The sequence below is a fragment of the Pseudalgibacter alginicilyticus genome (assembly GCF_001310225.1).
GTDB classification, from domain to species: domain Bacteria; phylum Bacteroidota; class Bacteroidia; order Flavobacteriales; family Flavobacteriaceae; genus Pseudalgibacter; species Pseudalgibacter alginicilyticus.
In genome coordinates, this window is sequence record NZ_CP012898.1 from 1,352,975 (window position 1) to 1,374,583 (window position 21,609).

The window sequence follows — 21,609 nt, forward strand, 5'->3', positions numbered from 1 at the left end:
TATCAACCCAGCGTTATGTTGCTGGTTTATATTCTTTTTTATCAATGATGATTTTTGCAAGAATTTCACGTAAAATTTCTGAAGTACCGCCTCCAATAGGCCCTAATCTACTATCTCGAAAAAGCCTTGCCATAGGATAATCTTCCATATAACCATAACCTCCTAAAAATTGTAAACATTGGTAAATAACCTCATCGGCCATTTTGGTAGATTTTAATTTAGACATGGTGGCTTCTTTTACCATATATTCGCCTCTATTTAATCGATATGCTACAGAATAATTAAACTCTTTACACATTTCCATATCTGTGTACAAATCTGCAATGGTATGGCGTAATGCCTGAAATTTATCAATTGATTGTCCAAACGCATGGCGCTCTGACATATATTTCAAGGTATATTCTAAAGCAAACTCTGCTCTAGCATGAGCATTAACCCCCATAATTAACCGTTCCAATGCAAAATGCTGCATAATATATGAAAAACCTTTATCAGGTTCTCCCATTAAATTACCAGTAGGCACCTTTACATTATCAAAAGCAATTTCACCTGTATCGGAAGCACGCCAGCCTAGTTTATTTAATTTGGTTGCAGATATTCCTGCCATGTCTCTATCTAAAACAAAAATACTAATACCTTTATTTCCTTTTTCGGGGCTTGTTTTTGCAGCAACTACCAAATAATCACTATACAGGCCATTGGTTATAAAAGTTTTAGAACCATTTATAATATAATAATCGTCTTTTTTAATAGCGGTTGTTCGCATACCTGCCACATCACTTCCTCCAAAAGGTTCTGTAATACAAAGGCAACCTGTTTTTTCACCAGAAATACTTGGCACTAAATACTTTTGTTTAATGGCTTCGGTACCTTCTTTGTTTATATGTGTCATGGCCAAATATACATGAGCCCAAACGGCTGCTGCAAATCCGCCTGAATTTACTTTTTGAAGTTCCTCTAAAAGAACCACCATATAAAAAAGATCCAAATTTAAACCTCCATAAGCCTCAGGGTAAGACAAACCAAAATACCCCATATCTCCAAATTTCTTCCATATGGAAGCATCAATTATACCTGATTTTTCCCAATGGTCAATATATGGTATTACTTCTTTATTTAAAAAATCTTTAAGGCTATTCCTAAAATGGGTATGCTCTTCTGTGAAGTACATGCTGTTCATTCAAATCTTTTTTCAATCGAGCGACAAATATAATTCAATTATCTCTATTTTATTTATCGGAAAGTCTTTAACTTTTCTTAATTCCTCTAAAGATTTAAACCCTTCCCTTAATTGGCGGTATTCAATAATATAATGTGCTAAATTGTAATCAATATGTTGAATGGTTACTAACTCTTCTTTTGTAGCTTTATTTAAATTTATTTTTTGAATATTACGGGGTGTTTTTACTGTAAATTCTTTAGTTATTTTTTCAATAACTTGAGGTGTTAGCCCATAAACATCTTGCAATTGTACATCTGCTATAAAACCACCCACAAAAGTGTTTCTTAACCTAATAATGCGCTCCGAAAAATAGGGCCCAACACCATTCACACTTTCAAGTTGCTGTGCTGTTGCTGTATTTAAATCTCTTTTTTGCGCAAATGTTTTAGGCTTGTTACTATCTTTATAAGAAAATGATGTTGATTTTTTAGAATTGGCAACCCATTCTGGAAATTTAAAATGAGGAGATATTAACTCTAAAAGTGAATCTGAAACACCAGTAACTTCCTGAAACTGTTTCGTAGAGTTAATCCAATTATCCTTGTTTCTAAAAGCCAATAATCTATCAATTTCTTCATTACTCATTCCTAAAGAAGCCCCCTTATAATCTGTTATAAAATTGGGGTTAAAAGGATATATTTTAGGAATTCTTCTCTCCATTTCAATAGCTCGTAATGAATCTATTTCCTTTTGAAATTGATGAAAACTTTCATTTTGAACCAATATTTTATTAGGCCTTCGCTCAATAAAAAAATACAAACATTGAAACACTATGATAAGCGTTATCAATAAAAAAATCCCATATCGCTGTTCTCGAGAAAACGTAACATAGGATTTCATACATTAAATTTTTATATTCAAATTTTATAAATGTTCATTCAAATCTTCTGCACCATCTTCAATAGCTTCATGCTTGGTATTAATTGCGTTATTATATTTCTTCAATTCTTTATTTATTATAGGAGATAGAATAACTACACCAATAATGTTAGGAACTACCATAGCGAAAATCATAGCGTCAGAAAAATCAATTACGGCACCTAAACTAATTGAAGCACCAACTACAACAAAAAACAGGAAAAGAATTTTATAAATTAAATCTGATATTTTTCCTTTTCCAAAAAGAAACACCCAACCTTGTAATCCGTAGTAAGACCAAGAAATCATGGTTGAAAGCGCAAATAAAATAACAGCTATTGTAAGAATAATAGAAAAATGAGGAATTACAGAATCAAAAGCTTGAGCCGTAATTTCAACCCCTTCTTTAACTTGAACACCATATTCCATAAATCCACCATCAAAATTAGTAATAACAATTACTAAAGCGGTCATGGTACAAATAACGACTGTATCAACAAAAGGTTCTAAAAGAGCTACAACTCCTTCACTTGCTGGGTAAATAGTACGTACCGCAGAGTGTGCAATTGCAGCTGAGCCCACACCTGCTTCATTTGAAAAAGCGCCTCTTCGAATACCTTGTATCATGACACCTACCAATCCACCTGCTATACCTAATCCTGAAAAAGCACCTTCATAAATTAGAGCAAAAGCATCATCGATAAGTGAAAAATTAGCTCCTAAAATAATCAGTGCGGCTAATACATAGATGCCAGCCATAAATGGCACTACTTTTTCTGTTACTTTCGCAATTCTTTTAATACCACCAATAATAACTATAGCGACTAAAAATGCCATAAAAAGTCCGAAATACAATCCTGCATTGGAACTTTGAAGGTCAAACAATTTAACAAATTGGGCAGCCGCTTGATTAGCCTGAAACATATTACCACCGCCAAAAGATCCGCCAATAACAAAAATTGCAAATAAAACTGCTAATATTTTACCAAAACCAGTCATACCTTTTTCCTTCAAACCTTTTGTTAAATAGTACATTGGACCTCCATAAACGGTACCATCTTCTCCAACATCTCGATATTTCACACCTAATGTACATTCAGCAAACTTAGACGCCATACCTAAAAACCCAGCCACAATCATCCAAAATGTAGCACCAGGTCCTCCAATAGATAATGCTACTGCAACGCCAGCTATATTACCCAGACCCACAGTTGCAGACAACGCAGCTGTTAGAGCTTGAAAATGTGAAACTTCCCCTTCTACAGATTCATCTCTTAAAGTTTCTATTAAATCCTGTCCTTCATTGGGGGTTGAATCTCCGTAAAGCGTATCGGCTCCATGTTTTTCAATATCTTCATATTTACCTCTAACAACTTTAACGGCAGTGCGAAATCCTGTTACATTAATAAATCGAAAATAGATGGTAAAAAATAAAGCTCCACCAATCAATACAATCAATACCCAAGGGATTTTATACGTTTCAGAAAAAGGGATTTCGTAAAAAATAGCTTCTACAAACCATCCCGTATAGTCTTTGAAAACGCTATCAATTTTTTCAGAAGTAGATTCTTGTGCAAAAGTTAAAAAAGGTAAGATAAAAGTGTAAAACGAGAGAAGATATTTCTTCATAAAACTCTATTGTTTGTTAATTTATAGTGAAATTTCTATTAAAAACAGCAAGATGCTAAAAATAATTCATTTTTTAAAACAAATGCCACTTTAAAATGAAAATAAATTAAATGATATTATACTCTTTATTGAGGGTTTCTATTTGTTCTGGACGTCCTAACACAATAATTTTGGAATTAGGTTCTAATTCTAATTCTACTTCAGGATTTACAATGTAATCGCCTTTTTCATCTTTATAGCCAATAATACTACACCCCGTTTTTTTTCGAAGATCTAATTCCTTTATAGTTTTTACTTCTTTGGATTTGAATAATTTTTCAACTGGAATTTCTTCAATATTTATATTGGATTTACCAACAATAGACAAATTATCAATAAATTCCATTAAACCAGGAACTACTACCAACGAAGCCATATGATCGCCTCCTATTTTATCTGGTAAAATAACATTATTAGCACCTGCAAATTTGAGTTTTTTATAAGATGTTTCATGTGAAGCTCTACTTATGATATTAATATCCTTATTTATTTGTCTGGTTGAAAGTACCACAAATAAATTATCAGCATCATTAGGTAAGGCTGAAATAAAACTTGATGCACGGTGCACACCTGCTTGAACCAACACATCATCTTCATTAGCATTTCCTATAACATATGCCACTTCATCAGTCCTTAGGCGTTCTTCTATTTCTTTATTTTTTTCAATAACAACAAATGGCTTATTGTATGCTTTCAATTTAATAGCTGCTTGCTTTCCATTTCTTCCGTAACCACAAATAATTATATGGTTATTGAAATTTTCAATCATTTTTTGCATTTTTTTCTGTTTTAATTCATCAACATTACTTTTGCTCAAAATATATTCGGTAATTATTGAAAGCGCATAACCAACAATTACAATGCTGGTTAAAATTAAAAAAATAGTAAAGAATTTTGCTTCTTGATTTAATGGTGCAACTTCACCAAAACCTACAGTGGTAATCGTTATAACAGTCATATACAACGCATCAATCCAAGTATAATCAGATAGAAACATGAACCCCATAACTCCTACCCATAAAAGAGCAAGTAATAAAAAAACAGCTTTATAAATTCGTAATCTGAACAATCTAATTATAGGATTCATACATTACAAGTCAAAAACTGAGGAACGCTTGGTGTATAACATATCTTTAATACGCATCCAAAAGGCTAAAAACAAGTATAGAGCAAAACCAAAACCTACAGTAACAAATGTTAAGTACATAAATGAAGTCCGCACTACTTTGGCACGAATACCCAAACGGTCCGCAATACGTTGACATACATAAAAGCCTCTTTTTTGAAAGTATAATAATGGTTTATAAATAACATTCATGCTGCAATTTACTACTAAGTTTTTTTGTTTAAAAGTTTATTTATTTAAAAGTGAATTTCCAATGGCACATTTTAAACATTTATTTTTATCGCAATAATAGTGTTTAAGTTGAATTAATCCTTGAGATTGCAATGCTGAATTGGATGTTTTTTTGAGTGCATTGAATTTTTCAACAATAGCATTTTTTTCAGAAGCTATTTGCTGAATAAAATCAACAATAACATCGTCCACTGATTTACCATGATGCTTGGCATAACTAAATTTTAAAGGAATGATGGTGTTAATCAACAACAAATCTACAAAAGATTTTGTAATTGTTTTTTTAGAAGGTTTTGATACCTTTTCAAACGTATAATGCGATTCCCAAAAAGCCGAAGTGCCTAAAGAAAATAAATCATAAAAAGCTTCAAGACTTTGAATTTCCATAATTTTTGAAAAACTGTTTTGGTTCTGGTGATAAAAATTTGCTAACTGCGACAATCTTATGGTTGGAAAATTAGGAGGTCGCAATCTAAAAAACTGAATAGGTAATACATTTTTATTAGAGAGCTTAAATTTTTGTGATAAAAACTGATAATCTTTAACAAGTTTGGAATAATAACCATCTTGAATTGGTTTTTCTAACAAACCCGATTGCCCAAACAACAAAGCTTCCAATATTCTGCTATTGGATTGTGTTTTCCTCACTACAGAAAAATCAAAAGAGCATGCCATACTTAAAAAAGCATCACCATTAACTTTTAATCCAAAATTTTTGGAGAGCATTTTAAACAGTACTGCCTCCCAATCATTTTTAGAGTCTTTTAATAATTGCTCAATATTTTGCGATTTTCGTTCAAGTCTTTCAAAATATAAACGTTCTAACCAATTTTGAACTTTAAAATCATCAACAGACATAAAATCCTCTTCACAATTAATCCATTTCTGAGATTTTGAAAATAGTTTTTCATAATTATTCAATGCCTTTGTAGACATAAAATGTTTTAATTCAAGCACAGGTATGACAGAATTATCTTTTCTATAAATATCAATGTCATGTTCCCAAACCACATGCAAAATCACATTATCATAATTAGCATCTTTTTCGTGATTATGCAAAAACCAATCACTTGATTTTATGTGAATTTCTACATTACCTGCCCAAAGTTGTTTTCCTATTTTAAGTTGCGCATTAAAAAAATCAGGGCCACTGTTTAAATTATGTTCTCCAACAGATACCACAGAAATAGCTTCTCCTGTAGTTGTTTTAATTTTCGAAACATCTATTTTTTTATATTTCCAAACATAATGTAGAAAATCCTCTTGCATCAATCTAAGATAAAAAAAGTATTACAAATCAAAATATAATTTTAGCAATAAAAAAACAGGCTTAGTTTTAAATGAACATAAAATCGACTAACTTTGAAGCAACATGACATGCAATAAAACTCAAATTAAAACCTCTATGAGTAAGCACACACAAGTTTTTACCATCAAAATTATTCTATTTGCAACATTAATTTTATCTTACAATTGTAAGAAAATTAAGCCCACTAAAAAAACACATTTAACCCCTATTAAACTTGAGTTACCTAACCAACCAAATATACTATGGTTAGTTACAGAAGACATGGGCCCGTACTTGCCTCCTTTTGGAGATATGACTGTGCAAACTCCTAATTTAAGCCGATTGGCTTCTCAAGGCGTTGTCTATCCTAATTTATATTCTACCGCTGGTGTTTGTGCTCCAAGTAGAGCTACAATTGCCACAGGCCTATATCCTTCTGGATTTGGAGCCAACCACATGCGAACCACCTCATATACTGATGTTACAGGTTTGCCTGCCTATGAAGCTGTTCCTAATCCTGAAGTTAAAATGATGAGTGAGCTACTTCGCATGAACGGCTATTATTGCAGCAACAACTCCAAAGAAGATTATCAATTTAAAGCCCCCGTCACTGCTTGGGACGAAAGCGGTTCCTATGCTCATTGGAGAAATAGGAATAAAAATCAACCTTTTTTTTCTGTCTTTAATTTTAACGTAACACATGAATCTGGTCTATTTGAACCTTACGGCTTCAAAAAAAGTGAATTTAGACATTATCATTCAGGAGATACAACGTACACCGTGCAATCTGGCATCATAAAAGAAAATGAAACACAAAACCATCTTTCTAAAAATACTAAATTTAATATTCCTCCCTACTTACAAAATACAGAAACAGTTCGCAGAGATTTATGGAAAATGTACAACAATATAGCTGAAATGGACAAGCAAGTTGGTGCTATACTTGATCAATTAGAAGAAGATGGTCTCCTTGAAAGCACAATTATCTTTTTTTATGCAGATCATGGAGGTCCATTACCAAGACAGAAGCGCCTAATATATGATTCTGGATTAAATTCTCCAATGATTATTAGATTTCCTAATAAACAGTTAGCAGGCACTGAAGACAATCAATTAATAAGTTTTGTAGATTTTGCACCTACCACTCTTTCGTTAACTGGAACACAACCTAAAGACTACATGCAAGGGCAAGCCTTTTTGGGCAAAAACAAATCACAAACAAAACGACAATTTATACATGCCGCAGCAGATCGATTTGATGGTTTTACAGATGCGATTCGAGCCGTGAGAGATAAACAATTCAAATACATTAGAAATTACAGACCTAACCAGCCTTATTATTTACCTGTTACATTTAGAGAACGTATTCCAACCATGCAAGAATTGTTAAAATTACGGGATGAAAATAAACTAAATGACATTCAATCACTTTGGTTTAGAAAAACAAAAAGTAATGAAGAACTATATGATTGTAAAAACGATCCGTACGAACTAAATAACCTTATAAACAATAAAGCTTACTCTGAAAAACTACAAGAATTACGTGATGAAATGGATCATTGGTTAAATAACATTGGAGATACTCCAAATTTGGACGAAAGAGAACTCATAGATAAGCTTTGGAAAGGTAAAAAAACAAAGCCAATTACCCAACAGCCAATAATTACTGCTGCACACAAAACAATTTCAATAAGCTGTAATACCTTAGGGAGCTCAATTGGATATAAAATAATCAATGACAGCGTTCCTTCAAGTTGGTCAATTTACAAGGCGCCTTTTAAAGTTTTTGATGGAGATAAAATATTAGTTCAAGCTCATAGAATTGGATACAAACCAAGTGACATTATTGAATACCATGTTAGCAAATAAAAAATCTAATTTGTAGATTATTCTTTTAAAAATAAAAAGATACATAACTTTACAAAAAGTCAACAAAAATGGAAGCACTTACCCTAACAACACCTGCACTTTTATTCTCTGCAATTTCATTAATCATGTTAGCATACACCAATAGATTTATAGCATATGCAGCCACCATACGAAGTTTACATGACAAATATTTAATTAAAAAAGACAGCGTTTTAATCACTCAAATACAAAACATTAAACAACGATTATACCTAACACGCTCTATGCAAATATTTGGAATTAGCAGTTTACTGCTTTGTGTACTCACTATGTTCTTAATTTATATTGAACAACAAATTATAGCTGTTTGGGTATTTGGAATTGCACTTATTTTATTAATAACATCCTTAGCTTTTTTAATTTGGGAAATTCAAATATCAGTAAAAGCCTTAGAACACCATATAAAAGATATTGAGAATAATTAAAAATAAGTTTGTGTTCTTAATTTTCAACTCGAATTATTTGATATAACAAATTAAATATCGAATTTCGATTAAAATTTAGCGACTTCATTTTCTTTATTACTGAAGCTCTTTTTTATATTTATATTTTAGTTAAAAATGATGACAAATAATTTCCAAACAAAACAATCGGTACTACTTTTTTTCACACTAATGATATTAGCCAGTTGTAAACAAGAAAAAAAAGAGCTTATACATGATAATATATTATTAAAAGAATGGACTGGCCCGTATGGTGGCGTTCCTGCTTTTGACCAAATAAATATTAAAGACATAAAACCTGCCATGCTTAAAGGCATGGAACTAAAACTAAAAGAAATTGATGCTATAGCTAATAACAAAGAATTAGCTACTTTTGAGAATACTATTGTAGAAATGGAGCGTGCTGGTGCAGAATTTGACAGAGTTAATAAGTACTATGGTGTTTTAAGTAGTAATATGTCTACTCCAGAATTTAGAGAGATTAAAACTGAATTATCTCCGGTATTATCAGAGTTTAACTCTAAAATTTCTCAAAATGAAAAGCTATTTCAACGCATCAAAACAGTTTATGAAGCATCCTTAGAAAACCCACTTCCAACTGATCAACAACGCGTTTTAAACCTTACCTATAAACGTTTTGAAATGAATGGTGCTAAATTAAGCCCTCAAAAAAAAGCAAGATATACTACCATTAATAAAGAATTATCAAGCCTTTATACCAAATTTTCAAACAACGTATTGCATGATGAAGAAAATTATGTAACCTATCTAAACGCATCACAATTGGATGGCTTACCTGAAGAGTTTATTAAATCTGCAGCAAAAACTGCTACAGATAAAGGGCAAGAAGGCATGTATGCTATCACCAATACCCGATCTTCAATAGACCCATTCCTAACATATTCCAATGAAAGAGACTTACGAAAGTTAGTCTTTAATAATTATTATTCCAGAGGAGACAATGGAGATGACTATGACAATAATAAATTGGTTGCAAAAATACTTAAACTACGTCGTGAACGTGTGGAATTATTAGGATATAAAAACTATGCTGAGTGGCGTTTGCAAGATAGAATGGCTAAAACTCCAGAAAAAGCCATGGAGTTGATGGAAGCAGTTTGGCCTGCTGCTATTGCCCGTGTTGCTGAAGAAGTAAAAGACATGCAAGCGGTAGCTGACAAAAATGGAGACCAAATTACCATAGCGCCTTGGGATTATCGTTTCTATGCAGAAAAAGTACGTAAAGAAAAGTACGACCTGGACTCGGACGAAGTAAAACAATATTTACAATTAGACAAACTTACTGAAGCTATGCACTATGTGGCAGGAAGATTGTTTAATTATCAATTTACACCGCTTCCAAGAGGAACGGTTCCTGTTTTCCATGATGATGTAAAAGTTTGGGAAGTAACCAACAAAACCACTGAGGAAAATATTGGATTATGGTACTTAGATCCTTATGCACGAGAAGGAAAACGCTCTGGTGCTTGGGCAAATCAATACCGAAGTTATTCTACTTTTGATGGCAAGAAAAACGTATTAGCATCAAACAATTCCAATTTTGTAAAACCAGCACCTGGTGAAGCTCTACTTGTTTCCTGGGATGATGCAACCACATTTTTTCATGAATTTGGACATGCACTACATTTCTTTTCTGCCAATGTAAAGTATCCCACTTTGAATGGAGGTGTAAGAGATTATACAGAATTTCAATCGCAATTATTAGAACGTTGGCTATTAACAGATGACGTTATTAATAATTACTTAGTTCATAAAAAAAATGGCCAGCCAATGCCTGCAGAATTGATAACAAAAATTAAAAATGCCGCCACATTTAATAAGGGTTTTATTACCACAGAATATTTAGCTTCTGCAATTATGGATATGAAATTTCACTTAGCGGATCCATCAAATATAGATGTTGACAAATTTGAGCGCGAAACACTTACTGAATTAAATATGCCAAAAGAATTACCTATGCGGCATAGAACCCCTCATTTTAGTCATGTGTTTTCAGGTGAAAGTTATGCAACTGCCTATTATGGTTATATCTGGGCAGATGTACTGACTGCAGATGCTTCAGAAGCTTTTGCTGAAGCGCCTGGCGGTTTTTATGATGAAGAAATGGCTAATAAACTCATTAAATATTTATTTGCGCCTCGAAACGCTATAGATCCCGCAAAAGCTTATAGGTTATTTAGAGGTCGTGATGCAAAAATTGAAGCATTAATGAAAGATAGAGGGTTTTCTGTAGCAAAATAAACAAAGGGGTTGAAAGGCTTAGCTTATCACTTCTTTTAACATAAAAAAAAGAGGGTTTTTACACCCTCCTTTTACTTGTTTTTTCCCTAAGAAATTTTAATGGTTCTGGCCGGCTTTTGTTTAGCCTCTTCCCTTTTTGGCAAATGAATGTTTAAAACACCTTCATTATAACTGGCGTTAATTTTACTATCATCTACAGTTTCTGGTAAAGTAAAGGTTCTTTTAAAAGACGAATATCCAAACTCTCTTCTCGTATAATTTTCATTTGTCTCTTCTTTATTTTCTTCAATCTCAGCAGAAATTGAAAGAGTGAAATTATCTAAATCTATTTTAAAATCAGATTTTTTCAATCCTGGTACAGCCATTTCAACTACAAAAGCATCTGCTATTTCTTTAATGTTTACCTTGGGTAACGATATACCTGTATTAAAATTTGAAGAAAATACCGTTGGTAGCTCTCCTAATAAAAAATCATCAAACCAAGATGATCGAGTTGGGTAATTAAAATTTTTCTTAATTGTGTTTCCATTTTTTGGAACAGTTACTAAATTGCTCATAATTATATTTTTTAGTTAAACATTTTAAATTTTCAATAAGAAATATTCAAAAAAAATACCACAAAATATATCAGTGTATTTTAATCTATTTTTTAAAATTTCTTTAACAAATAGCTGTCAATATTTCATTTTTACACAATTTCAACAAGACAACATTTCACCCTAACACACTGATTATCTGACATTTTTTCATTCATCTATTAAAAAAAGAAGTTGTTTTTTTAATGTAATTTTATTTATTTTGAATACCGATTGTATTTTACAACGTATGTTCATTTTTATAGTTTAATTAATTAAAAAATTTAGATTATGGAGAGACAACCTGTTAAAGTTCAACTCATCAAAAAAGTAGGTAACCATTACCACATAAAGTTTCCTAATTTAAAAATTCCGGTAACGGTTAATAAACAATTATACCACAAAATGCGACATAGCAGCGCCTATCATTTTAATAGTGATAAAAATATAATTTCAAAAGCGAATGCTTCTTAGTAATACTCATTTTTTATTGTGAATGAAAAAGCTGTTTCAAAAAAATTGAAACAGCTTTTTTTATTTTGCTTAAAATAACTAATAGTCTTTCCTATTTATTATCTATAAATCAGAGTCAAACAAATAGACTTCTTTAAATTAACCTTTTCCAACTGATTTTGATTTAGAATTTAAAGCTATGTAATTAATCCCCATAATTACAAGTCCAATGCCTACAATGATTCCAGAATGTATTAAATTAAGTATAATAAAATCTTTAGTAGCTCCAGACAATATAGAAAACCAAAGAAATGGACAAAATACTCCGACTAATGAAATATTACGCCCTGTTTTTATACCTTTTTGAAACAGTTGAGTTTTATTATTTGAATTTTTATTGACACTGGGTTTACCCTTTACAGCATCCATGCATTTCTTTCCTACGAGTGAATAAGGACAGGCTTGAACAACTGATTTAAAAAACTTATTTAGATGTTGCATATTATTTATTTTAGAAAAAGAAGTAAAAGATAAAACCACCTACAATGGCCATAGTCAATACTGAAAACACAAATGCAGCTATAGCTTTAGGTTTAAGCATAGAAGAAATAATTGCAATTTCGGGTAAACTGGCTCCCGTTCCTCCAATTATTAAAGCCATAGCAGCCCCCATGCTCATACCTTTTACTATAAGTGCTTTTAATATTGGAATAGCCATTTCAATTCTTAAATATAATGGAATACCCACGGTTGCCGCAATAGGAATGGCTAAAGGGCTATTATTTCCTAAGTATTTTTCCACCCACGCATCAGGAACAAAAACTGCAGAAACAGCACTTATAACCGCACCAAGTAAAACATATGGAAAAATACGTTTAAACAATGCCCAACCAAAGTTAAGAGCCTCAGTTAATCTGGGGTTGGAGGAAACTCTTTGAGAAACACTGCTTGGAATTGGAGTAACACCACATGCTGCCACAGGCTTCTTCGAAATAGGTCCACAAGTAGCAACAGGTTGTGGTGAACAGGTATTTGTTGATTTCTTTGGATCTAAATTAATACGTTTTACACTATTTTTAATGGATGTTTTACCAACAATACTTCCAAAAAGAATTGCGCCTATAAAAACAATGAGAAAGTATACCAATGCCACTTTCCACCCAAAAACACCAAATATAAAACCAACAACAACAAAATTGGCTAATGGTGCAGAAATTAAAAAGGAAAATACCATAGCAAAGGGTGCTCCCATTTCTATCATACCCATAGAAACTGGTACCATAGAAGCACTGCAAAAAGGAGTGGGAATTCCCAATAAAGCTCCCATCAAACTACTATATTTACCCGTTTTTGATAATTTTTTTTGAAGTTTTTCTTGAGGTATAAAAGCTCTTATTAACCCTGTAATTATTGACACAAGGGCTATTATAAGTACTAATACTACACCTACATGGATAAACTCGTCTAATGCTAAATTTAATTTTTCGTTCATGATTTTTATTATAATTATTCGACATTTATATGTGAAAAAGCACATATGTTTTTCTAAAAAAAAGCTAATGCTAATTTTTTTGTTTTTTTAAGTTGAAATTGGATTTTATTTATCGCGTTCAGCTAATAGTATTTTGCATTTATTTATTTCATTATCCATTTTAGATTCTGGTATTGTTTTAATGGTTTCTTGAATCATTTCTCTAAATGCATTTTTTATTGGAGTTAAATAATAATAAACATATTTACCTTCTTTTATTTCTTCTACTAACTTAGCATTTTTTAATATTTTTAAATGACGTGATACATTGTATTGATACTCATCTAAAACTTCAACAATTTCTGAAACACAAATCTTTTCGTTGATATTAGTAAGTAACCAAACAATCTTTAATCGTGTTGAATCGGATAAGGCCTTAAAAATCTTAATCTGTTCATTCATAAAAATTATTTTTAACATATGTGTATTTTCACATATAATGTGCAAATATATAAAATTTTATAAAAAACAAAGACGACTTAGCATTTTTATTTATCAGTGTTAAACAACTTTTGTAAAACACATTTATAAGAAAATTTTATTACCTAAACTATTAGTATTAATTATTAAATTAAACACCTAATATTATACTAATTTACATAGTTATTGATAAAAGAATCATTAATATCTTAAAAACACAACTCTTATAAGTTTATTAACTTATAGAAAAAGAATTAAATATAACATTTGGCAATACTAGTAAGTTTAAAAACAAAATAATAATCATTAATTTAAATTTTATTAGATTAAACAAATTTACATTTTAGCAACATTTTTATTTATTAATAGTTTTATAATCAATGCACAAACTGAAAGTGTTTTAGAATCTGTTGGAAGCGGTGTTACGGGATTTTTATTAGTAGATAATGACTGGCGTTTATATTACACAAAAAACAATAGTATCTATAAATATAGATATTACAGAGTCTTCGCCTGCATCAATACTGATAATTTATTGGGTTAAGTGAGCCTTCAGGTCTATTATTAAATGGTAATGATTTACATTTTGCACAAGCAACTGCTGGCAAAGTTTCTAAAATAGATATCACCACTGGATCAACAACTCCAAGTGTAACAGATGTTGTTAATGGACTTAATAAACCAGCTTTTTTAGCATTAAACGGAAATGATTTATACATTACCGAAACCGACGGAAATAAAATTTATTAAATAGACTTAACAGCTACTTTACCAATAACAGCTACTGATTTCCTTACAATATTTAGCCCAGAAGTTTTAGCCTAAAATGGAAGTCATTTATATTTTTCTGCTAATTCCTCAACAATTCCTGAAGCTATTGCAATTTCAAGAATAAGCATTTCCACACTTTCTATAGAAAACAATTCTATTAAAGAAAAAGTGACTATGTCTCCAAATCCAACAAATGATTATATTGTCGTTTCAACATCCACTCAAGAAGGGGGTTATGCAATTTATAATGTTTCAGGCATGAAAGTGCTAAGCGGGATTATTTCTAACAACAACCAAATAGATGTTAGAAACTTAGTAAATGGAATTTATTTTTTTAAAACAAATAATTCAAACTCAATTAAATTTATTAAAGAATAAAAGTTTTATTGAAAAACTTAGGGCATATTTAGTATCAAATTAGAGTGTACTAAACACGCACTATAGTCACAAAAAAGCCTTAATTTACTCTTCCATACTACATTAAAACTATAGCTTAGCTATAAACTTAAATAAAACAACACTGCATTAATTAAATCTCATAGCCTTAATAGGCGATATTTTGGTTATGATGTAAGAAGGTACCAATAACATAACTAAACACAAAACAAGTGTACCAACATTTAAAGCCACTATGTAACTAACACTGATAAAAACTGGAGCTTCCGTTACATAATACACACTAGGATCCAGAGGAATAAGTTTGAAGTATTTTTGCGAGAATAGTAGTCCTAACCCTATTAAGTTTCCCCAAAATAAACCAAGCATAATTAAATAGGTCGCATTATACAAAAATAATTTTCGGATGCTCCAATTATTACTTCCCAAAGCCTTTAAAATCCCTATCATTTGGGTACGCTCCAAGATTAAAACCAATAAAGCAGTTATCATATTAATACCTGCCACCAAAATCATGATACCAATAATCCCATAAATATTGTTGTCAAATATTTTTATCCACTCAAAAACGGAATAATACTTTTCTGTTATGGTTTGTGAGTTTAAGGTTGAAGGTGTATTTTGAAATATTTCAATACCTTTGCGTTCCAAATCGCTATAATTATCTACAAATACCTCAAAATTACCAATTTGATTAGGCTCCCAACCGTTAATACGTTGCAAATGGCGGATATCTCCAATAACATAGGTAGCATCAAAATCCTGATAACCTGAATTATAAATACCAACAATCGTGTAAGTAATAATATTAGGAAGCTTGTTAGGGTCTGCCTTAGCAAATACCATTTGCATCTTATCGCCTAATTGGAAATGTAAGCGATTAGCCAAATACTCCGATATTAAAATATCCTCGTTTCGGTTTTGGGTATAATCAGGTAATTTCCCTACTACTAAAAATTCTTTAAAATAATCCCAATTATAATCACCACCAACACCTTTTAAAACAGCGCCTTCAAAATCGGTTTCAGTACGAATAACACCAAATTTTGTTGCTACGGCTTGAATGTGCTTGATGCCATCTACGGTTTTAAATTCTGGATAAAATTCTTGGTCTGCAGAAATAGGCACAATACTTTCTTGCGATTGATTACTATCGTAATTAGTAATGGTTACATGACCATTGAACGCCACTACTTTATCTCTAATCTTTTGTTGCAAACCAATTCCTGTGGCAATGGCCACCATCATAACCACAATACCAATAGCTATGGCTGCAATTCCAATTTTTATTATTGGTGCCGAAATACTACTTTTATACGCTTTACTACCAATAATGCGTTTTGCTATAAAAAACTCGTAATTCAAATTTTACTTATGCGATTAAATGTTTTCAAAAATACAGTTTTCCCGATAATTATAGGGGTTGTTTTAATAATGATTTCTTGTGGTAATGGGAAACCAAAAAAAGATAAAAATAAGACAGATGACAACAGACCGAAAACTGAAGAGCTAACCAGTAATAACCAACACCAAACCATTATTGTTGGTGCCAACCAAACGGAAAGTTATTTACAACTACTTATGGGAAAAAATATTGGGGTTGTTGCTAATCAAACAAGTGTTATTTTTAAACAGCCAACAGCTAATAACCAAACGCCAAATTACACCCACCTTATAGATTCTCTTTTGGCTTTAAAAGTGAATATTAAAAAAGTATTTGCTCCTGAGCACGGTTTTAGAGGTACTGCTGATGCGGGCGAAATTGTAAAAGATGGCATAGACACCAAAACAGGCTTACCCATCGTTTCTCTTTACGGAAACAATAAAAAACCTACCAAAACGCAACTTGAAGATTTGGAATTTGTAATATTCGACATTCAAGATGTGGGGGCACGCTTTTATACGTATATTTCGTCATTACATTATGTTATGGAGGCCTGTGCCGAAATGGAAATTCCTCTAATTGTTTTTGACAGACCAAACCCAAACGGACATTATATTGACGGCCCTATTTTAGAATCGGTAAACAAAAGTTTTGTGGGTATGCACCCCATTCCAGTGGTTCATGGCATGACCATTGGCGAATATGCAAAAATGATTAATGGTGAAAAATGGTTAGAAAATGGTATACAATGTGAATTGAAAGTAATCCCTATTAAAAATTATAGTCATGATTTGCAATATAGTTTACCAATAAAACCGAGTCCAAATTTACCAAACAACCAAGCAATTAACCTCTATCCTAGTTTATGTTTTTTTGAAGGTACAAATGTGAATGCAGGGCGTGGTACAGATACACAATTTCAGGTTTTTGGAAGCCCTTTTCTGAATGCTTCAAAGTATAATTTTAAGTATACGCCAGAATCAAATGAAGGAGCTAAATACCCTAAACATGAAAATAAATTGTGTTACGGCAAAAATTTAACTGAAACTGAATATTTAAATTATTTAAATTTAAACTGGTTGATTGATGCTTATAAAAACACAGAAAACAAAGTGGAGTTTTTCAATAATTTCTTCGTCAAATTGGCGGGTACTAAAATCCTGCAAGAACAGATTGAAAAAGGATTAACAGAAACACAAATAAAAGCAACTTGGCAAAGTGGATTGAAAAGCTTTAAAAAGGTGCGAAATAAGTATTTGATTTATGAGTGATTAAGATAGTGACTTTGACTACGCTCAGCAACCGAATTACACACTATCGAATTAAGAATATAAATTAAAACTTAATACGTTTTTTCATCTCTTCAACAATATTGAAAGCAGCTGGACACATAGCTACATTCTTTAATGTCAGATTGGAAATTTGCTGAAACTTTTTTCTATCCGTATGCGGAAATTCTCTACAAGCCTTTGGGCGTACTTCGTAAATGGAACAATAATTGTCGGCTCCTAAAAACGTACATGGCACACTTTGCAACACATAATCGTTATCTTCATCTATGCGTAAATATTGGTCTATAAACTGTTGTGGTTTCTGCCTAAAATGCTTTGCAATGCGCTCAATGTCTTTATCCGTAAACAATGGGCCAGTAGTTTTACAACAGTTGGCACAGGTTAAACAATCGGTTCTTTCAAACTCGTCTTCATGTAGCTCTTGCATCACATAATCCAAATCCTTTGGTGCCTTCTTTTTTAGTTTCGAAAAGAATTTTTTGCTTTCGTTATGCTTATCTTTGGCGAGCTTTGGAAGCTTATTTATAAAATCTTGCATAGTGTAAAAATAATATATTTCGTCATTACTAAAGACGAATGACTGAAGTAATCTGTAACTTTGGGACTAAGGATTTACAGATTCCCTCATTTGAGGAATAACAAAAACTTTTTTAATGAAAGACCTTTTCGGAAACGCCTTATTAGATTATCAAAACGGAAATTATACCGAGGACATCATCACCTCAACCAATATTTCGGATGACGATGTATTGCCCCTGCCCTATCTTTTTCGCGGTTTTAAAGCTATGCCAAAATTGGAGCAAAAGGCTTTAAATTTGGCAAAGGGTTCGATTTTAGATGTGGGCTGTGGTGCGGGTAGTCATAGTTTATATTTACAACAGAAAGGTTTTCAGGTTAAAGCCATTGATATATCAAAAGGTGCTATTGAAGTTGCCAAACAACGTGGCGTTTTAAATGCAGAAGTAAAAGCTGTTTTAGAGGAAACTGAAATGTTTGATTCTATTTTATTACTAATGAATGGCACAGGCATTTTTCAAGAACTCTCTCTAGTTTCAAAATATTTAAAGTATTTAAAAGGTTTATTGAATACTAACGGACAGATTTTAATGGATTCCTCGGATATTAAATATATGTACGAAGATGAAGATGGCGGTATTTGGATTGATAGTAATTCCAATTATTATGGCGAATTGGACTATTTTTTATCGTATAAAGGCGAAAAAGAAACCCCTATGAAATGGTTGTATTTAGATTTTAAAACGTTACAACTGGCTTGTGAAACGGTTGGCTTACAATGTGAATTGGTTTTAGAAGGGGAACATTTTGATTATTTGGCTAAATTAAGCTAAATCTATAATGCCCAATAATCTTAAAATCAAAAAGGCAATCTTCTAAAACTTGTCCGTTGCCAATATTATGCACAATTAAGTTTCGCTTACCATCATCTGATTTTTTATCAACTACAATTCCAATATGCGTAATGGCACCTTCTAAATTCCAGCAAACCACATCGCCTGGTTTGTAATCTTTTGAATTGCTGGTAATAGGTTTTTCAGCGCCTTTTCTTTTAAAATAAACCATTAAATTAGGGACACGTCTATGATCAATATTTCTATCTGTTCTTTTTAAACCCCATATTTTAGGATACACATTAAAATGCGCTTTCATATCCTCATAAACTTCTTTTTGTAAATCAATTCCAACTTGTCTATATGCCCGAATGACCACATCTGTACAAACCCCTTTGTCTTTAGGAATGTCGCCATTTGGGTAAGGAATAGCAAAGTAACTGGGGTCGTAAGTAACGGTTTGTTCTGTAAGTTTTAAAGCAGCATCAGATAAGGATAATTGTTGTTTAGTTGTTTGTGAAATACATAGATTTAAACCAAAAAACAGAATAACGAAAAAAAATTTCTCCATTTTTAAATCTTAAAGGTTCAAATCATAAAACTCCTAATTTCTCAGAAATTTAAAAATCAAATTTATAGGTAGCCCCTGCTAAAAACTGAATACTTTGCACTGGAAAATTTTGCCAACGTTGGTAAGCATCATTAGCCATATTATTAGCTTTTGCAAATACAGAAAGTTGTTCAGTAATGTTATACCCAACATGAGCATTGGCATCAAAATAACTATCTAAAGTTACCGTAAATGGTGTTGTTGCCGTAATCCCATCGTTTAAATAAAATTGATCCTTACGTTCACCCACAAAATATAAATTAGCACCAGCAAACCATGCTTTGTTTATTTGATAATCTAAAAATAAAGACGCTTCAAAATCAGGTAAATTCCATGCTTCCTCTTGGTTATCTGTTGTGTAACCAAAATATTCTCCTTTCAATCCTAAGGTGAAATTTCGGTTTACATCCACATTTATTTCTCCTGCCACGCTAAAGGTTTTAATATCGTCATAAATAATTCCAAAGGAATTTCCATAAGTATAATCTTGACTTGTTAACGTAATTTCATTATTTCTGAATAATGCTTTGTTTCTGTCAGAAATATAGTGACCGCTGACATTATAACTCATGCTACTGGATAACTTCCCTTTTAAACCCACATAGGCATTATACAATTGGTCGGTTGGTATCACATTTAAAGTAGGTGACACAAACGGATTTTCGGAAGCAAAATCATAGTAAGAGTTTTGTATCAAATCGCCTTCAACACCTCCATAAGCAATTAAAACATCGCTAACCAACCTGTAAGACGCGGTTACGTTTGGGTAGATAAAAATCTTACTATCTCCCACTTCTGTATCATTTAAATAAAAAATAGAAGCTCCAAGATTCACCGTTAAATCATCTTGCTTTAATTGAAACGTTGAACCAAGTCCTATTTGAAAATTGCCGTAATTTAGTTCAGCTGTTTCATTATAATTGGTATCAAAACTCCCTCCTAAATAATCAAAAGTCACCTCTGTAGAAATTTCTTCGCCATTGATTGGTACATCCACAACGCCTTTGGCTGTAAATCTGTTTTCTCCAGAACCTTGATTATCTCCAAAGCGTCTAAACAAAACGCTTCCAGAATTTATATAGGTATCTTCAAATTTAACATCACCTGCAATATGTGCTCCATAAAACGTATGATCCGTATCTATTCCATTGATTTGAGCCGTACTAATTTGCGACTGTGGCACCCCATACCAATTATACATTTGATGCTGAAAACCACCTTCTAAATTCCAAGTTAAATCTCGTAATCTGGATGTATAATTCACATTAATTTTAGAATCAGAAAAATTATCATCGAAATCCAAATCCTCAATCCCTCCTTGTGAGGAATGATGACTTACATACCCTCCAATATTTTCATTTCTACTAATGGCATGGTTTAAATACACTTCTCCTAAAATAGTGGTATATGTACCAACACCCAAGGTTGCATAATTATCAAATAGTTTTATAGGAGCAGCTTTTTCAACAGTTGCTGCTTTTCCTTTAGCAGGTGTAAATGTAGAAGCCACTGGAAAAGAAAAGATATTGTATTTAATCTCTTTTTTAGCTTCTGTTTCTGCATCGTCCAATGTTGGAATTTCTTTAACTTTAAAAGCATCGGAAATAGTAGGTGTATACGGTTTTACCACATTTATAACACCCGTTTTTATGGTGTCATTATCTCTTTGTTGGGAAAAAGATAGGCTTACACTTAATGTGAATAAAACAAACAGGATATTATTTATGTGCTTTCGCATATTATATATTTTTAATCCTTTGACTGCGCTCAGGAAAGGTTTATGATTTGTTATTAATAATGTATAAGAGGCTTTGACTGATCT

21 protein-coding genes are annotated in these 21,609 nt (G+C 31.9%); 6 read left to right on the forward strand and 15 right to left on the reverse strand.

Annotated features, from left to right (window positions below):
* Positions 1 to 13 precede the first annotated feature (13 nt).
* From APS56_RS05615 to APS56_RS05640, 6 genes are all read right to left on the reverse strand, one after another.
* Positions 14 to 1,180 carry an acyl-CoA dehydrogenase family protein gene (locus APS56_RS05615; protein WP_054725791.1) on the reverse strand — a complete coding sequence of 389 codons (1,167 nt, stop codon included), beginning with the start codon at positions 1,178 to 1,180 and terminating at the stop codon, positions 14 to 16.
* Between the two features lie 12 nt (positions 1,181 to 1,192).
* On the reverse strand, positions 1,193 to 2,062 hold the full coding sequence (locus APS56_RS05620) for a ComEA family DNA-binding protein (RefSeq protein WP_054725792.1): 870 nt from the start codon (positions 2,060 to 2,062) through the stop codon (positions 1,193 to 1,195).
* A gap of 24 nt (positions 2,063 to 2,086) precedes the next feature.
* A complete protein-coding gene (locus APS56_RS05625) occupies positions 2,087 to 3,709 on the reverse strand; it encodes an alanine/glycine:cation symporter family protein (protein WP_054725795.1) in 1,623 nt (540 codons plus the stop codon).
* A gap of 106 nt (positions 3,710 to 3,815) precedes the next feature.
* A complete protein-coding gene (locus tag APS56_RS05630; RefSeq protein ID WP_054725798.1) occupies positions 3,816 to 4,835 on the reverse strand; it encodes a potassium channel family protein in 1,020 nt (339 codons plus the stop codon).
* Positions 4,836 to 4,838: 3 nt separating this feature from the next.
* Positions 4,839 to 5,066, reverse strand: a complete 228-nt coding sequence (locus tag APS56_RS05635) for a PspC domain-containing protein (RefSeq protein WP_054725801.1) — start codon at positions 5,064 to 5,066, stop codon at positions 4,839 to 4,841.
* A 36-nt stretch (positions 5,067 to 5,102) separates the two neighbouring features.
* A complete protein-coding gene (locus APS56_RS05640) occupies positions 5,103 to 6,374 on the reverse strand; it encodes a DUF2851 family protein (RefSeq protein ID WP_054725803.1) in 1,272 nt (423 codons plus the stop codon).
* Between the two features lie 136 nt (positions 6,375 to 6,510).
* Between APS56_RS05640 and APS56_RS05645 the strand changes: the two genes are divergently transcribed.
* The 3 genes from APS56_RS05645 (at position 6,511) to APS56_RS05655 (ending at position 11,006) form a co-directional block, all read left to right on the forward strand.
* A complete protein-coding gene (locus APS56_RS05645; RefSeq protein ID WP_054731186.1) occupies positions 6,511 to 8,262 on the forward strand; it encodes a sulfatase family protein in 1,752 nt (583 codons plus the stop codon).
* Positions 8,263 to 8,330: 68 nt separating this feature from the next.
* Positions 8,331 to 8,726, forward strand: coding sequence for a DUF2721 domain-containing protein (locus APS56_RS05650; protein ID WP_054725805.1), 396 nt, complete (start codon positions 8,331 to 8,333; stop codon positions 8,724 to 8,726).
* Positions 8,727 to 8,915: 189 nt separating this feature from the next.
* The gene (locus APS56_RS05655) at positions 8,916 to 11,006 is read left to right on the forward strand and encodes a M3 family metallopeptidase (protein ID WP_432416447.1); all 2,091 of its coding nucleotides are present in this window, start codon (positions 8,916 to 8,918) and stop codon (positions 11,004 to 11,006) included.
* Between the two features lie 86 nt (positions 11,007 to 11,092).
* On the opposite strand, the gene APS56_RS05660 is transcribed toward APS56_RS05655, so the two are convergent.
* The 5 genes from APS56_RS05660 to APS56_RS05685 form a co-directional block, all read right to left on the reverse strand.
* Positions 11,093 to 11,563 carry an Hsp20/alpha crystallin family protein gene (locus APS56_RS05660; protein WP_054725810.1) on the reverse strand — a complete coding sequence of 157 codons (471 nt, stop codon included), beginning with the start codon at positions 11,561 to 11,563 and terminating at the stop codon, positions 11,093 to 11,095.
* Between the two features lie 630 nt (positions 11,564 to 12,193).
* Positions 12,194 to 12,535, reverse strand: coding sequence for a hypothetical protein (locus APS56_RS05670; RefSeq protein WP_157757613.1), 342 nt, complete (start codon positions 12,533 to 12,535; stop codon positions 12,194 to 12,196).
* Between the two features lie 10 nt (positions 12,536 to 12,545).
* Positions 12,546 to 13,526 carry a permease gene (locus APS56_RS05675; RefSeq protein ID WP_054725819.1) on the reverse strand — a complete coding sequence of 327 codons (981 nt, stop codon included), beginning with the start codon at positions 13,524 to 13,526 and terminating at the stop codon, positions 12,546 to 12,548.
* A gap of 105 nt (positions 13,527 to 13,631) precedes the next feature.
* Positions 13,632 to 13,967 carry an ArsR/SmtB family transcription factor gene (locus APS56_RS05680; RefSeq protein WP_054731188.1) on the reverse strand — a complete coding sequence of 112 codons (336 nt, stop codon included), beginning with the start codon at positions 13,965 to 13,967 and terminating at the stop codon, positions 13,632 to 13,634.
* A 536-nt stretch (positions 13,968 to 14,503) separates the two neighbouring features.
* The gene (locus tag APS56_RS05685; protein ID WP_054725823.1) at positions 14,504 to 14,704 is read right to left on the reverse strand and encodes a hypothetical protein; all 201 of its coding nucleotides are present in this window, start codon (positions 14,702 to 14,704) and stop codon (positions 14,504 to 14,506) included.
* 226 nt (positions 14,705 to 14,930) lie between these two features.
* On the opposite strand from APS56_RS05685, the gene APS56_RS05690 reads away from it, so the two are divergent.
* Complete coding sequence (locus tag APS56_RS05690) at positions 14,931 to 15,134, forward strand: T9SS type A sorting domain-containing protein (RefSeq protein ID WP_054725826.1); 204 nt, start codon at positions 14,931 to 14,933, stop codon at positions 15,132 to 15,134.
* 147 nt (positions 15,135 to 15,281) lie between these two features.
* On the opposite strand, the gene APS56_RS05695 is transcribed toward APS56_RS05690, so the two are convergent.
* A complete protein-coding gene (locus APS56_RS05695; RefSeq protein WP_054725829.1) occupies positions 15,282 to 16,517 on the reverse strand; it encodes an ABC transporter permease in 1,236 nt (411 codons plus the stop codon).
* Between the two features lie 9 nt (positions 16,518 to 16,526).
* Here APS56_RS05695 and APS56_RS05700 point away from each other — a divergent pair, with 9 nt between their 5' ends.
* Complete coding sequence (locus APS56_RS05700; protein ID WP_054725832.1) at positions 16,527 to 17,807, forward strand: exo-beta-N-acetylmuramidase NamZ family protein; 1,281 nt, start codon at positions 16,527 to 16,529, stop codon at positions 17,805 to 17,807.
* A 64-nt stretch (positions 17,808 to 17,871) separates the two neighbouring features.
* On the opposite strand, the gene APS56_RS05705 is transcribed toward APS56_RS05700, so the two are convergent.
* Positions 17,872 to 18,366: a YkgJ family cysteine cluster protein gene (locus tag APS56_RS05705; RefSeq protein WP_054725834.1), complete on the reverse strand. Its 495-nt coding sequence runs from the start codon at positions 18,364 to 18,366 to the stop codon at positions 17,872 to 17,874.
* A gap of 115 nt (positions 18,367 to 18,481) precedes the next feature.
* On the opposite strand from APS56_RS05705, the gene APS56_RS05710 reads away from it, so the two are divergent.
* On the forward strand, positions 18,482 to 19,177 hold the full coding sequence (locus APS56_RS05710; protein ID WP_054725837.1) for a class I SAM-dependent methyltransferase: 696 nt from the start codon (positions 18,482 to 18,484) through the stop codon (positions 19,175 to 19,177).
* Here APS56_RS05710 and APS56_RS05715 read toward each other — a convergent pair.
* Both APS56_RS05715 and APS56_RS05720 read right to left on the reverse strand, forming a co-directional pair.
* Positions 19,164 to 19,748 carry a DUF1287 domain-containing protein gene (locus tag APS56_RS05715; protein WP_054725839.1) on the reverse strand — a complete coding sequence of 195 codons (585 nt, stop codon included), beginning with the start codon at positions 19,746 to 19,748 and terminating at the stop codon, positions 19,164 to 19,166. The genes APS56_RS05710 and APS56_RS05715 overlap by 14 nt on opposite strands.
* Before the next feature lie 49 nt (positions 19,749 to 19,797).
* Positions 19,798 to 21,525 carry a porin family protein gene (locus APS56_RS05720; protein WP_054731191.1) on the reverse strand — a complete coding sequence of 576 codons (1,728 nt, stop codon included), beginning with the start codon at positions 21,523 to 21,525 and terminating at the stop codon, positions 19,798 to 19,800.
* Between the last annotated feature and the right edge of the window lie 84 nt (positions 21,526 to 21,609).